Origin of the sequence: Devosia ureilytica, from assembly GCF_024273195.1 — a bacterium.
Lineage (GTDB): Bacteria > Pseudomonadota > Alphaproteobacteria > Rhizobiales > Devosiaceae > Devosia > Devosia ureilytica.
Map to the genome: position 1 here is coordinate 266564 of NZ_JAMZCU010000004.1, position 12980 is coordinate 279543.

General features: G+C 63.8%; 15 protein-coding genes. 9 read left to right on the forward strand and 6 right to left on the reverse strand.

Annotated elements, in window-relative coordinates; all coding sequences use genetic code 11:
• The first annotated feature begins 17 nt into the window (after window positions 1-17).
• From NIM87_RS12675 to NIM87_RS12715, 9 genes are all read left to right on the forward strand, one after another.
• The gene (locus NIM87_RS12675; protein WP_254675053.1) at window positions 18-485 is read left to right on the forward strand and encodes an Lrp/AsnC family transcriptional regulator; all 468 of its coding nucleotides are present in this window, start codon (window positions 18-20) and stop codon (window positions 483-485) included.
• 63 nt (window positions 486-548) lie between these two features.
• A complete protein-coding gene (gene cobF, locus NIM87_RS12680; protein ID WP_254675054.1) occupies window positions 549-1277 on the forward strand; it encodes a precorrin-6A synthase (deacetylating) in 729 nt (242 codons plus the stop codon).
• A gap of 39 nt (window positions 1278-1316) precedes the next feature.
• Window positions 1317-2528, forward strand: a complete 1212-nt coding sequence (gene cobG / locus NIM87_RS12685) for a precorrin-3B synthase (RefSeq protein WP_269468039.1) — start codon at window positions 1317-1319, stop codon at window positions 2526-2528.
• The gene (locus NIM87_RS12690) at window positions 2525-3157 is read left to right on the forward strand and encodes a precorrin-8X methylmutase (RefSeq protein ID WP_254675056.1); all 633 of its coding nucleotides are present in this window, start codon (window positions 2525-2527) and stop codon (window positions 3155-3157) included. Before cobG ends, NIM87_RS12690 begins: the two co-directional genes overlap by 4 nt.
• Complete coding sequence (locus NIM87_RS12695; RefSeq protein ID WP_254675057.1) at window positions 3154-3879, forward strand: precorrin-2 C(20)-methyltransferase; 726 nt, start codon at window positions 3154-3156, stop codon at window positions 3877-3879. Before NIM87_RS12690 ends, NIM87_RS12695 begins: the two co-directional genes overlap by 4 nt.
• Complete coding sequence (locus NIM87_RS12700) at window positions 3876-4628, forward strand: precorrin-3B C(17)-methyltransferase (protein ID WP_254675058.1); 753 nt, start codon at window positions 3876-3878, stop codon at window positions 4626-4628. The genes NIM87_RS12695 and NIM87_RS12700 overlap by 4 nt, the downstream gene beginning before the upstream one ends.
• Window positions 4628-5839, forward strand: coding sequence for a precorrin-6y C5,15-methyltransferase (decarboxylating) subunit CbiE (gene cbiE, locus NIM87_RS12705; protein WP_254675059.1), 1212 nt, complete (start codon window positions 4628-4630; stop codon window positions 5837-5839). Before NIM87_RS12700 ends, cbiE begins: the two co-directional genes overlap by 1 nt.
• Window positions 5836-6597 carry a precorrin-4 C(11)-methyltransferase gene (cobM, locus tag NIM87_RS12710; RefSeq protein ID WP_254675060.1) on the forward strand — a complete coding sequence of 254 codons (762 nt, stop codon included), beginning with the start codon at window positions 5836-5838 and terminating at the stop codon, window positions 6595-6597. The genes cbiE and cobM overlap by 4 nt, the downstream gene beginning before the upstream one ends.
• 10 nt (window positions 6598-6607) lie before the next feature.
• Window positions 6608-7384 carry an SDR family NAD(P)-dependent oxidoreductase gene (locus NIM87_RS12715; protein ID WP_254675061.1) on the forward strand — a complete coding sequence of 259 codons (777 nt, stop codon included), beginning with the start codon at window positions 6608-6610 and terminating at the stop codon, window positions 7382-7384.
• A gap of 9 nt (window positions 7385-7393) precedes the next feature.
• On the opposite strand, the gene NIM87_RS12720 is transcribed toward NIM87_RS12715, so the two are convergent.
• Genes NIM87_RS12720 through NIM87_RS12745 form a run of 6 tightly spaced genes read right to left on the reverse strand, consistent with a single transcriptional unit; the run spans window position 7394 to window position 12973 of the window.
• Window positions 7394-8209, reverse strand: coding sequence for an inositol monophosphatase family protein (locus NIM87_RS12720; RefSeq protein WP_254675062.1), 816 nt, complete (start codon window positions 8207-8209; stop codon window positions 7394-7396).
• On the reverse strand, window positions 8206-9042 hold the full coding sequence (locus tag NIM87_RS12725; protein WP_254675063.1) for a glycerophosphodiester phosphodiesterase: 837 nt from the start codon (window positions 9040-9042) through the stop codon (window positions 8206-8208). The genes NIM87_RS12720 and NIM87_RS12725 overlap by 4 nt, the downstream gene beginning before the upstream one ends.
• A gap of 1 nt (window position 9043) precedes the next feature.
• On the reverse strand, window positions 9044-10078 hold the full coding sequence (locus NIM87_RS12730) for an ABC transporter ATP-binding protein (RefSeq protein ID WP_254675064.1): 1035 nt from the start codon (window positions 10076-10078) through the stop codon (window positions 9044-9046).
• Between the two features lie 9 nt (window positions 10079-10087).
• Window positions 10088-10903 carry an ABC transporter permease gene (locus tag NIM87_RS12735; protein ID WP_254675180.1) on the reverse strand — a complete coding sequence of 272 codons (816 nt, stop codon included), beginning with the start codon at window positions 10901-10903 and terminating at the stop codon, window positions 10088-10090.
• Window positions 10904-10940: 37 nt separating this feature from the next.
• Complete coding sequence (locus tag NIM87_RS12740; protein ID WP_408640070.1) at window positions 10941-11825, reverse strand: ABC transporter permease; 885 nt, start codon at window positions 11823-11825, stop codon at window positions 10941-10943.
• Window positions 11822-12973: an extracellular solute-binding protein gene (locus NIM87_RS12745; RefSeq protein WP_254675065.1), complete on the reverse strand. Its 1152-nt coding sequence runs from the start codon at window positions 12971-12973 to the stop codon at window positions 11822-11824. The genes NIM87_RS12740 and NIM87_RS12745 overlap by 4 nt, the downstream gene beginning before the upstream one ends.
• Between the last annotated feature and the right edge of the window lie 7 nt (window positions 12974-12980).

Sequence of the window (12980 nt, forward strand, 5' to 3'; positions counted from 1 at the left end):
TACTAGGATATAGCGCTATGAGCACCGACAGTCTTGGGTCATTGGACCAGATCGACCGCCGTATCCTCGAAGAGCTGGCCCGCGACGGCCGCGTTAGTGTGGCGGAGTTGAGCCGACGGGTGAACCTCTCCAAGACGCCCTGTCAGGCACGGATCAAGCGTCTCGAACAGGATGGCTACATCCTGGGCTATCGCGCGGTGATCGACCCAACCCGCCTCGGCCTGCCCCATGTCGCCTTTGTCGAGGTGCGATTGAGCGATACGCGCAAGGCGGCGCTGGAAGCCTTCAACAAGGCTGTGCGCGCCCTGCCCGAGGTCGAACAGGCACATATGATCGCCTCCAGCTTTGACTATCTGCTCAAGGTGCGCACCAAGGATATCGCTGCTTATCGCGAGGTTCTGGGCGAAAAACTCTCTGCCCTGCCCCATGTCGCCCATACGTCCACGCATGTGTCGATGGAGGCGGTCAAGGACGATGCAGACTAGGCGCGCTTGCATGCGCCGCCGCGCTCTGCCATTCCGACAGCACCACAGCGCCAGGGCACGCCCATGAAGACCATTCTCGTTGTCGGTATCGGCACTGGTAGTGCCGAGCACCTGACCATTGCAGCCATCGAGGCCTTGAACCGCGCTGATGTGCTGTTCGTGCCCGACAAAGGCATTGGCAAGGGCGAGTTGGCCGACGTGCGGCGCGAGATTATCGCCCGTTTCGTGCGCCAAAGCGATCCGCGCCAGATTGGCTATGCCGTCCCGCGCCGCGATGCCGCCAATCCCGACTACGGACGGGGCGTTGCCGAGTGGCACATGGCGCTGGCTGAAATTTTTGGCCTGCTGATTTCAGACGTCCCCCAAGGCGGGACTGGCGCATTCCTCGTCTGGGGCGATCCGGGGCTCTATGATTCCACGCTGCGCATCCTGGAGCATGTCTCCGAGCCGATCGCCGTCGAAGTCATTCCTGGCATCACCGCTATCCAGGCGCTGACGGCCGCGCACGGCATTGCCCTCAATCGCATTGGCGAACCCGTGCTGATCACCCCTGGCCGCCAGCTGGCTGCGGTGGAAACCGACACCGTGGTCATGCTCGACGGGCGCATGGCCTTTCTCGATGCCGACCCCGATCTCGACATTTTCTGGGGCGCCTACCTCGGTACGGCTCAACAAATCCTGGTGGCCGGGCGATTGGGCGATGTTCGTGACCAGATTGTCGTTATGCGCGCCGAGGCGCGGGAACGCCATGGCTGGATCATGGATACCTATCTGCTGCGCAAGCCGGAGTAGTGCTCCATTGCATCGGCTGCTAGAACCGTTCGATCCGCAATGATCGAGCGCCCAGTGAATCACGCCCACGCTATTTTCGGCCCGCAGAGCAGCGCCCGGCGCGGCGCGTGCCCAACGCTAGACGCCCCCATGCGGACCGGCGACGGCCTCTTGGCGCGTATCCGCGTGGTGGGGTCGGTTATATCTCCCGACCAGCTGTCGGGCTTGGCCGAACTGGCAACAGAACACGGCAACGGCCTGGTCGAGGTCACCGCACGCGGCAATCTGCAAGTGCGCGGGCTGCGCCCAGAAACCGCTCCGCCGTTTGCAACGGCGGTGGCGCGCTTGTTGACTGTCGAAACCGGGCTGGTTGTCGACACCTCGCCTCTGGCCGGGCTTGACCCACACGAGATCATCGACCCTGCCCCGCTGGCCCGGCAATTGCGGGCGGATGCCGCCCCTTTTGCCGCCCGGCTTGGCCCCAAAGTCAGCGTTGTGGTGGATGGGGGCGGGCAGATTTCCCTGGCAACGTTCAAGGCCGACATTCGCCTCACCGCTCTTGGCAAGGACCACTGGGCCGTCGCCCTTGGCGGCGGCAAGCCCCAGCAGATGGACACCGATAGTGCCTTGGCCGCCGCGATTGCCTTGCTTGGCGCCTTGGCTGCCATTGGCCCCGAGGCCCGGGCGACCGACCTGTTTCCTGTGAGAGACGCGCGCGCAGAACCTTCGCCTGCCGTCTTGGCGAGGAGCTTGGCCGACGGCGCTGATCGGCTCCGCCTCCGCGACGGACACACCATTCCCATCGCCCTGCCGTTCGGCCAGGTGCACGGCGCTATCTTGATCGCCTTGATGGAAGCGGCCCAGATCGACGGGATCACAAATATCCGCCTCGCGCCGGATCATTGTCTTTTGCTCGACAACGCCAGCCCTGCGCTGATCCGTCGGGCCGCGGCTCTGGGGTTCATTACCGATCCCGGCGATCCGCGACGTCGCGTCAGCGCCTGCATCGGCAATCAGGGCTGCGCCTCGGGCCATATCGCTGCCCGTGATATCGCCGCCCGGCTGGCCCCGCAGCTGCATGCGCACCAGCAACTGCATGTGTCAGGCTGCGCCAAGGGTTGCGCTCATCCGCGCCCGGCTCATGTGACCCTGGTTGGTACTGCCGACGGGATTGGCCTTGTCATCAATGGCCGGGCGGGCGATACGCCAGAGCAGTTTCTGGACGAGGCCGCGCTTGCTGCCGCCCTCGTCTCCTCCCAGGATAGGCGATGACGCAATACGACTACATCAAGGAAGGCGACAGCATCTATCGCCAGTCCTTTGCCATCATCCGCGCCGAGGCCGATCTTTCGGGCTTTGCCGAGGATGAAGCCGAACTGGCGGTACGCATGATCCATGCCGCCGGCATGGTCGAGGCCGCACGGTATTTCGTTTTCAGTCCCGGCTTTGTTACTGCGGCGCGCATCGCGCTCAATGCCGGTGCGCCGATCCTGTGCGATGCCGAAATGGTCGCACGCGGCGTCACTGCCGCGCGGCTGCCGGCAGACAATGACGTGATCTGCACCCTGCGCGATCCAAGAACGCCAGACCTGGCTGCGGCCATCGGCAACACCCGCTCTGCTGCCGCTTTGCACTTGTGGGACAAGGACCTCGAAGGCGCAGTGGTTGCCATCGGCAATGCCCCCACCGCCCTCTTTCACCTGCTCGAAATGCTGCGCGACGGCGCGCCAAAGCCGGCCGCTATCATCGGCATGCCGGTGGGCTTTGTCGGCGCCGCCGAATCCAAGGACGCGCTGGCCGAGAACTCTTATGGCGTGCCCTATGCCATTGTCCGCGGGCGGCTGGGCGGCAGCGCCATCACCTCGGCCTGTCTCAATGCTTTGGCGAGGCCGGGCCTGTGAGCGGAAAACTGATCGGCGTCGGCACTGGCCCCGGCGACCCTGAACTGCTGACACTCAAGGCCGTCCGCGCCATTGAGCGCGCCGATGTTGTGGCCTTTTTCGCCAAGCGCGGCAATCCGAGTAATGCTCGCGCCATCGTTGTGGAACATTTCCGCACCGGCCAGGTCGAGGAGGCGCTGGACTACCCGGTGACGACCGAGATCCATCGCCATGACAACGGCTATCGCGATCAGATCCAGAGGTTCTACACGGAAGCCGCCGAACGTCTGGCCGCGCACCTCGACGCCGGGCGCACCGTGGCTGTGCTCAGCGAGGGCGATCCGCTGTTCTATGGCAGCTATATGCACCTCCACGTCCGGCTGGCGCCGCGCTACGATACCCAGGTCATCCCGGGCATCACCGCCATGTCGGGGTGCTGGTCGTCGGCGGGCCTGCCGCTGGTGCAGGGCGACGATATCCTGACCATCCTGCCCGGAACGCTGGATCAGGCCGAACTGGCCCGCCGTCTCAGCGACACACAGGGCGCCGTCATCATGAAGCTGGGGCGCAACCTTCCCAAGGTTCGGGCTGCACTTGCCGATGCCGGTCGTCTCGACGGAGCGGTCTATGTCGAACGTGGCACCATGGACAATGGTGCCTCCATCGCCCTGACTGAAAAGCCCAACGACGACGCGCCCTATTTCTCGCTGGTGCTGGTGCCTGGCTGGAGTGCGCGGCTATGACCGGCAAGCTGACGATCATCGGCACCGGCCCCGGCAATCCGGGCCAGACGACGCCGCAAGCCACCGACGCCATTGCCGCCGGCGAGCAGTTCTTTGGCTATGGCCCCTATCTCGACCGGTTGAACCTGCGACCCGACCAGATCCGTGTCGCTTCCGACAATCGCGAAGAAATCGACCGGGCCCGCGCGGCGCTCGATGCGGCCTCGAAAGGCGCCACTGTCTGCGTCGTTTCGGGCGGCGATCCCGGCGTTTTCGCCATGGCCGCAGCGATCTGTGAGGCGGTGGAAACCGGGCCAGAGACCTGGCGCCGCCTCGATATCACCGTGCTGCCCGGCGTCACTGCCATGCTGGCGGTCGCCGCTCGCGCCGGTGCGCCGCTGGGCCACGACTTTTGCGCCATTTCGCTATCGGACAATCTGAAGCCCTGGGACCTGATCGAGCGACGCCTGCGCGCCGTGGCTGAGGCGGGCCTGGTCATCGCGCTCTATAATCCCATTTCGAAAGCCCGCCCCTGGCAACTGGCCACGGCGTTCAAGCTGCTGCGCGAGGTTCTGCCGGTGACCACGCCCGTGATCTTTGGCCGCGCCATTGGCCGCCCTGACGAGCACTTTGCCGTCGGCCCGCTTGGCGAGGCCCATCAGCAGCCCGCCGACATGGCCACCTGCGTCATTATCGGATCGGCCGAAACCCGGATCATCGAGCGTCCCGGCATGGACCCGCTGGTCTATTCGCCAAGGAGTATCGGCTGATGCCAGAGGCCTGGTTGACCATTATCGGCATTGGCGAGGATGGCCTATATGGCCTGTCCCCCGCCGCCCGGGCCGCATTGGCCGGTGCCGAAATCGTCTTTGGCGGCACCCGGCACCTCGAGTTGGCCGCCCCAGCCATCAAGGGTGAGCAGCATCCTTGGCAAACGCCGTTCTCCCGGTCCGTTGACGCCGTTCTTGCCGCGCGCGGCCGTAAAGTTTGCGTGCTGGCCTCCGGCGATCCCTTCCACTATGGGGTCGGCGCGACCCTGTCGCGCCATGTCGATCCGACGCAGATGCATGTCATCCCGCATGCTTCGGCGTTCAGCCTTGCTGCATCGCGCCTGGGCTGGCCTTTGCAGGATGTGGTGAGCATTTCGCTCCACGGCCGCCCAATCGATCTTATTCGCCCGCATCTGCACGCAACGGCCCGCATTCTGGCGCTGACGTCGGATGAAAAGGGGCCCGGCGCGCTGGCGGCGCTGCTGGTCGAGGCGGGATTTGGTCGTTCGATCATTACGGTGCTCGAGGCCCTGGGGGGGCCGCACGAACAGATCCGCTCGCAAATGGCCGATGGCTTCACCCTGACTGAGCTAAACCCGCTTAATATCTGCGCCATCACGGTCGCGCCGCTGCCGGGTGCCCGTGTGCTGCCGCTGACGCCGGGCCTCGAGGATACGTTGTTCGAGCACGACGGACAGATCACCAAGCGCGACATCCGCGCCTTGACCCTTTCGGCGCTGGCCCCACGCACGCATGAGTTGCTGTGGGACATTGGTGCAGGGTCCGGGTCCATTGGTATCGAGTGGATGCTGGCCGATGCCAGCCTGCGTGCCGTCGCCATCGAGAGCGAACCCGAGCGCGCCCAGCGCATCGCGCGCAATGCCCGCGCCTTCGGTGTGCCCGATCTGCACGTAGTCGAAGGCCCTGCGCCCCATGTTCTGGCCGGGCTGGAGCCTCCGCACGCCATCTTCATTGGCGGCGGGGGAACCGATCCGGGTGTCATGGACGCCGCCATTTCTGCCTTGCGCCCCGGCGGGCGGTTGGTGGCCAATGCTGTCAGCCTTGAAATGGAACAGTCCCTTTTGGCTTTGCATGCCAAACATGGCGGAGAGCTGGTTCGCCTTTCGGTGGCGCAGGCTGCGCCGCTTGGCACCATGACCGGCTGGCGCCCCGCCATGCCGATCACCCAGTGGCGCTGGAGCAAGCCATGAGCGTGCATTTCATTGGGGCCGGCCCCGGCGCCGCCGACCTGATCACCGTGCGCGGCCGCGATCTGCTCGCCCGCTGCCCGGTCTGTCTTTATGCCGGCTCCATCGTGCCCCGGGAGATGCTCGACTGGTGCGGCCCCGGCACGAGGCTCGTCGACACCGCTCCGATGTCGCTCGATGAAATCGAAGCTGAATATGTGCGCGCACATGAGGCAGGCGAAGACGTCGCGCGCCTGCACTCGGGCGACCTGTCAATTTGGAGCGCCGTGGCCGAGCAGATGCGGCGCCTCGACCGTCTCGGGATTCCTTATACCCTCACCCCTGGCGTGCCCGCCTTCGCTGCTGCAGCTGCCGCACTGGGGCGCGAGCTGACCATTCCGGCGGTCAATCAGTCCCTGGTGCTCACCCGTGTCGGCGGTCGCGCCTCGCCCATGCCGGACGGCGAGACACTCTCGGCCTTCGGCGCCACGGGGGCGACATTGGCCATCCACCTCGCCATTCACTCGCTGGGTCGGATCGTTGCCGAGTTGCGCCCGTTCTATGGCGATGACTGTCCCGTCGCCATTGTCGCCCATGCGAGCTGGCCAGGTGAGGTTATCATTCGCGGCATATTGGCAGATATCGAGGCCAGGTTCGACCCGACCATCGAGCGCACTGCCATCATCTTCGTCGGCAAGGGGCTGGCGGTGGAAGATTTTCGCGAGAGTTCGCTTTACGATCCCGACTACCAACGCCGCTTCCGCGGGCGCGAAGGACTTTAGGAGATTGACCATGGCTGTACTGACGCTCCCCGAACTCAGGGACAAGGCCGTCCTCATCACTGGCGCCTCGACCGGCATAGGCGCGGCTCTAGCCAAAGCCTTTGGGGCGCAGGGCGCCATGGTGGGCGTGCATTACAATTCCAGCGAGGACGCGGCAAAAGCTGTAGCCGATGCAGTGGTCGCTGCGGGTGGCAAGGCGCACCTAGTGCGGGCCGATGCTTCGAAGTCGGGGGAGATCGCGCGCGCAGTTGAAGAAACCGCCCAGGCCTTCGGGCGGTTGGATGGTCTGATCAACAATGCCGGCGGCATGGTGGCCCGCCTGCTCTATGCCGACATGACCGACGAGCATTATGAAGCGGTCATGGACCTTAACGGCCGCTCTGTGCTGGCGGCCACCCGCGCGGCCCTCCCGCATATGAAATCGGCCGGTGGTGGTTTTGTCATCAACACCACCTCCATTGCCGCGCGCAATGGCGCGAGCAATGGCGCTGGCCTTTACGGTTCGTCCAAGGCCTTTATTGCCAACGTGACGCGCGGCATGGCCAAGGAATTCATCCCCTTCGGCATTCGCGTCAACGCCGTGGCGCCGGGCGTCATCGAGACGCCCTTCCATGAACGCTACTCCACCGAAGCACAGTTGAAGGCGCAATTGGCAACAGTCCCGCAGGGGCGCCTTGGCACCACCGATGACTGTATCGGCGCCTATCTGTTTCTCGCCTGCGCAAGCCTGTCGGGCTACATCATCGGTCAGACCATCGAGGTCAACGGCGGCATGCTGATGCCCTGAGGCAGAACATCAGCTCGCGGGGTTCTTCATGGGCACCGCTTGCAGATGGCCAAGCAGATAGGCATGGGTCGCAGCGTTGGCGACGACGAGACACCCCGTGCGCTCGAACACCTCCGGCCCGCGGCCCCACCAGTCGGTGACGACGCCGCCGGCTTCTTCGACCAAGAGGATGCCGGCCGCTGTGTCGACGAAGCCGGTTTCCTCGAAATAGCCCGTCAATCTCCCGCACGCGACCCAGGCGCAGCTATTGGCGGCACTGCCCACGATCCGCACCGCCCCGATAGGGGCGCGAATAGCATCGAGGCGGGCGTAAGCGCCGGGATGGAGGCTGAGATTGGGCGTTGGCAGCCCCGTCCCCACGCACATCATGGCAATGTCGGTGGAGCCGCTGACGCTCAAGGGTGCCCCATTGAGATAGGCACCGCCGCCCTTTTTGGCGGTGAACATTTCATCGGCGACCGGGTCATAGACCAGGCCGCACAGAGTTTGGTTGCCACGCCGCAGGGCAATAGTGATCGTATAATGCTGGCCATTGAGAAAATTGGTGGTTCCGTCGATGGGGTCCACCAGCCAGCGATGCTCAGGATCGGCACCATCCACCGGCGCAAATTCCTCGCCGGTCAGGCTCCAGTCGGGATTAATCTCGAACAGCCGCTTGCGGATCAGCAGTTCGGATTCGCGGTCGGCGTCCGAGACGAAGTCACCCGGTCCCTTAACCCCGATTTCGAGGTCGCGAAAGCGCCTGAAATGGGCCTGGGTCAAAACGCCGGCTTCGCGCGCGGCGGCCACCATCTTGTCGAGAATGCTGTCGTAATCTGTGCTCATGATGTGAGGGCCGCGTAGAGCCCCTCCGGGTCGTCGGTGGTGATCTGGTCAACTTTGAGCGCCAGCAGCCGCTCAACCTGTGCAACGCTGGCGGGGGTAACTTCGCGAATGGTCCAGGCATCCACCTGACGGTTATCTGCGTGGATGGCTGCAATCATGTCATAACCGGCCCGATCCGCGGCCAGCACGATCTCATGGTGGAGGTATATGAAAGCTGCCTGGGGCGCGGCCCTGAGCGCCTCGCTGGTAAAGGCATCATAATCAAGACTGGCCTGCAGGCGCGCCAGCGACTCACCGTAGCAGGGATCATAGCCGACACGCAGTCCCGGGGTCGCCTCGGCAAGGCAGAGGACAGCCGGGAGGTCTCCGCCCGACACAATCATGTTGCCTGCATGCGGCCCGACATTGCGGGCGAAGTTCGTCACCGTTTTCGGGTCAAGTGCAGCGAGGTCTTCCTTGTAGTCGAGCTGCAGCAGTGCATCAGGATGCACCTGCCCCCCTTCCATCAGCGCGCAGAGATCATCGAGCAGCATCACCCGGTCCGCCAGCGGCACCCCGTTATTTCCGCGCAGGTGCAATTGGCGGATGACGGCATCGCCAGTCGCCGCCACCAAGCCGGTGCCGGTGGTTTCGTGGTCGAGCGCCAGATCGTGCAGCACGGCAAAACCCTTATCGGCGGTGACCACCAGATCCACCTCGACACTCGCCCCCAGCCGCATGGCCTCTAGAATCCGCGCTCCGGTGAAGACCGGATCGGATGGCTTGCGGCGCGCGCGGTGCCACTTGAGCCAGGTGCGGTGGCCATTGCGGTCGATATGGAGCGGCTCTGCCATGTCAGCTCCGATAGGCGCGTTGATTGTCGCGATAGGCCGATACCGCCTGGGGCCGCAGATCGACCCCCTGCCCCGGCTTGAACAGGTCCGGGTGGGCAACCATGGATTTGAGGCGCGTTCCATCGCGGAGATCGAGATCGACAAGGCCGTGGGTGCCATAGTCGGTGACGCGATGCACCCTGGCGGTGCCGGGCTCGGCCGCCGTGAGATCGAGTGCCTCGGGACGCACCGCCAGAACCGCCGGTCCATCGGCAATCGGCATATCGACGGCGAAACCGGCCCGCTTGAAATGGCCATTGCTGACCTCACCTTCGACCAGGTTCATGGTGCCGATGAATCCAGCGACGAAGGGCGTTTGCGGCTCGCGGTAGATGATGTCGGGACGGTCGACCTGCTCGGTGCGCCCATCGCGCATCACCACGATCCGGTCGGCCATGGCCAGTGCCTCGTCCTGTCCGTGGGTGACGAACAGCGTCGTGATCTTGAGGCGCTGCTGAATGTCCCGCACTTCCTCGCGCAGCCGCTCGCGCAGGTGCTGATCCAGGCTCGCGAAGGGTTCGTCGAGCAAGAGTATCTTGGGTTCAAGCACCAGCGAACGCGCCAACGCCACGCGCTGCTGCTGGCCGCCGGACAGCTGGTTGACGCCGCGACCGCCATAACCGGCCAGACCCACAAGTTCGAGAACGGCCTCGACCCTCTGCTTGATTTCGCTGGCCGGCAGGCGCCGCAGCTTCAAGCCAAAGGCGAGGTTCTTGAACACGTTCATATGCGTCCAGAGCGCATGGCTCTGGAACACCATGCCCGTCGGCCGCTTTTCCGGCGGCTGGTGGGTGATGTCCTCGCCATCGATGGTGATCAGGCCCGAGGTCGGGCGCTCGAACCCACCGATCATGCGCAGCAGTGTCGACTTGCCCGAGCCTGAAGGCCCGAGCAGGCAAACCAGTTCGCCGTCGGCCACATCAAGTGAGAACTTGTCGACCGCGACTGTCGGGCCAGCAAAAATCTTGGAGACTTCGGAAATCTTGAGAACGGACATGAGTTTTTCCTAGCCGCCAAAACCACGGGCGAAGGCACCGCCACCGATGACCCGGCGGGCAAACATGAGAGCAATGAAGGACGGCACCCAGAGCATCACCGACAGCACGGCGCCATATTGGATGACCATCTGATTGTTGATGAAGGAGATCATCAGCACCGGCATGGTGCGGATACCGGGCGCGCCGATCAGCCAGGCGCCCTCGGTTTCATAGAAAGTGCCGACAAAGCTGAGCAGCACCGCCGCGGCAATGGTGGGGCCAGCCTGCGGCAGCGTGATCGACCAGAACACCCGCAAGGGGCTGGCCCCCACATCACGCGCCGCCTCTTCCATGCGCCGGTCCACGGACTGGAAAGCGGCCACCGGGATCCAGATCATGAAGAGGAGCGTGCCGACCAGCTGGATCAGCACCACACCCCAGAATGTCCCGATCAGATTGAGCTGCAGGAAAATCGCGGCAATGGCGATCAACAGGCCGAATTTAGGAAAGGCATGGCCGGCGAGGAACGAGAAGAACAGAACCGTGCGGCCCGGAAAATCCATGCGGGCGAAGGCATAGGCCGCAGGCAGGCAGATGGCGGCCGACAACAGCGTGACCACGGTGGACAGCTGAAGGCTGATGGTCAGCGCGCTCCACACGTCGGCCCGAGTGAGGGTCTGATTCCAGAACCGCAGGCCGAACTGCTGTGGAACCACATTGGGATAGCGCCAGACTTCGGTGAAAGCCCAGGTACCCACCACAATCAGCGGCAGCACAATGGCCGCCGACAGCAGCGCGGTGAAGATGATGCCAGCCCAGTCGATTGGCGGGCGATTGGGCGCCATTGCCGGGGCCGAGATCACAGGCGAAACGCGTTCCATCTCACTGCCCCTGATTGCGTGCGACCGAGCGCACATAGAACAACCCGAAGGCAATGCAGAAGCCGAAGGTGATGACCGCCTGGGTGATGGCGTTGAGCGGGTCGTTCACCTCGCGGAAGGTGCGGTTCATAAATGGACCCATCATTTCGGGAGCCGCCGGGCCAAGCAGATAGGGCAGCGTGAAGGACGAGAATATCCCCAGCACTGCGAATGAAATGGCGACCAACAGGGAATTGGAAATGCGCGGCAGGATGATGTGCCAGAACACCTGCAACCGATTGGCGCCAACATCGCGCGCCGCTTCGATAGCGTGGTTGGCTACATTGCCCAGCCCCGAGAGCAGGATCAAAACCGTGAGTGGGATATTGTCCCACACCAGCCCGATCACCGGCCCCCAAGGGGTGAGATAGGGCGTGCGGATCTTGGGCAGGCCCACCGAATTGAGCAGGATATCGACCATGCCATTGGGGCCGAGCACGCGGATGAAGGCGTAAGCGAGGATGATCGAGGGCACGAACATCGGAAAAATCGCCAGCGCCTGCACATAGGCCGGCAAGCGCCCATGCGAAAAGCGCAGATAGAGCGCGATGGGCAGGCAGATCACCAGCAGCAGGATGGCGCACATCAGCGTCGTCCAGAGCGTGATGGTGAGATTGTTGATCGAATACTGATCGGAAAAGAAGAAAACGTAGCTCGAGAGGTCAAAGCCCATCGTCCCGCTGGCGTCCGGCCGCCAGAGCGTCCGCCCGATAGCGTTGATGATCGGCCAGATCACCAGCCAGCCCACCAGAAACACCGGGATGGCGACGAGCAGAAGGCCAGTTGGCCTCCTGCTCGCAGCGCCCTCGATCAGGGGGCGTTTTGCCCCTTCAGCAGCGTCGGTCACGCGTTGCGATCAACGTTTGGAGCGACATTGCGATACCAGCCATCGTTGATGGCGCCGTCCCATGCCCCGCCCGGGAAGGTCGGAATGGTCAGGGGAACAATGTCGGCGAAGCGCTCGCGCAGTTCGGCAGAGACATAATCCCAGCTGACGCCGGGGAAGCCGCCGAGTTCAGTCAGGATCGCGCTCTGGATTTCCTCGGAAAGGATGAAATCGGCGAGCTTGAGGGCAGCATCGCGGTTGACGCCGTTCTCGATGACGATGGAGCGGGTAAAGCCGCCGGCCAGCGCCAGATCCTGAAGCTGTACCAGGCCGGTTTCTGCCGGCAGCACGCCCTGGTCGATGGCCTGCAGCACCTGGTCGGACCAGACAGGAGCCATGGTTACCACACCCTGAGCGAGCAGCTGGATCGACTGGGTATTGCCCGAAGAATAGGCGCCGCCGTCATAGAGCGAAGGCGCGATGTCGGAGAGGATTGCCCAGGCCTTGCCGAGTGCTTCGTTGCCGAACTCCTCGGTATAGTTGTCGACGGTGAAGGCCGCCGGATCGAGGCCATTGGCCTGGTGGATGGCGCGGCGAACGAAATTGCCGCCCGAACCACCCTTGTCGGGGCGATTGTAAACGAACTGGCCGGGATTGGCCTTGATCCAAGCCACCAGCTCGTCCCAGTTCTTGGGCGCATCCGCAGCGCTGAGCTTGGTGCTGTCATAGGCCAGCAGAACCTGGCTGCCGCGATAGGGGAGCGAATAGTCGGACTGGATGGCCAGCGGATTGACCTTGGAATAATTGGTCAGCCCGGCTTCGGCGATATTGGCATAGACACCTGCCTCGATAGCGCCAGAAGGCAGCAGGGCGTCGCCCGATTCAAAGAAGTCGGCCTGCGGATCGGCACCCTGCTGCTTGGCAGCAATGGCGCGCTCGCCAATGGCAATGATCCCGGCGCCATCACCGGCATCGACCAGATTGATCGACACGCCCGGATTGGCGGCCTCGAAGGCCGGCTTCACCGTATTGGTCCAGAAATCGAGAATATTGCTGTCCGAGCTGGTGTACCAGTCGATCACGCCCTCGGCAGCAAAGGACATGCGGGGCAGCAGGGCAAGACCAGCCACACCACCCGCAGCGGAAATCATGAAGTCACGACGTTTCATGTTGTTT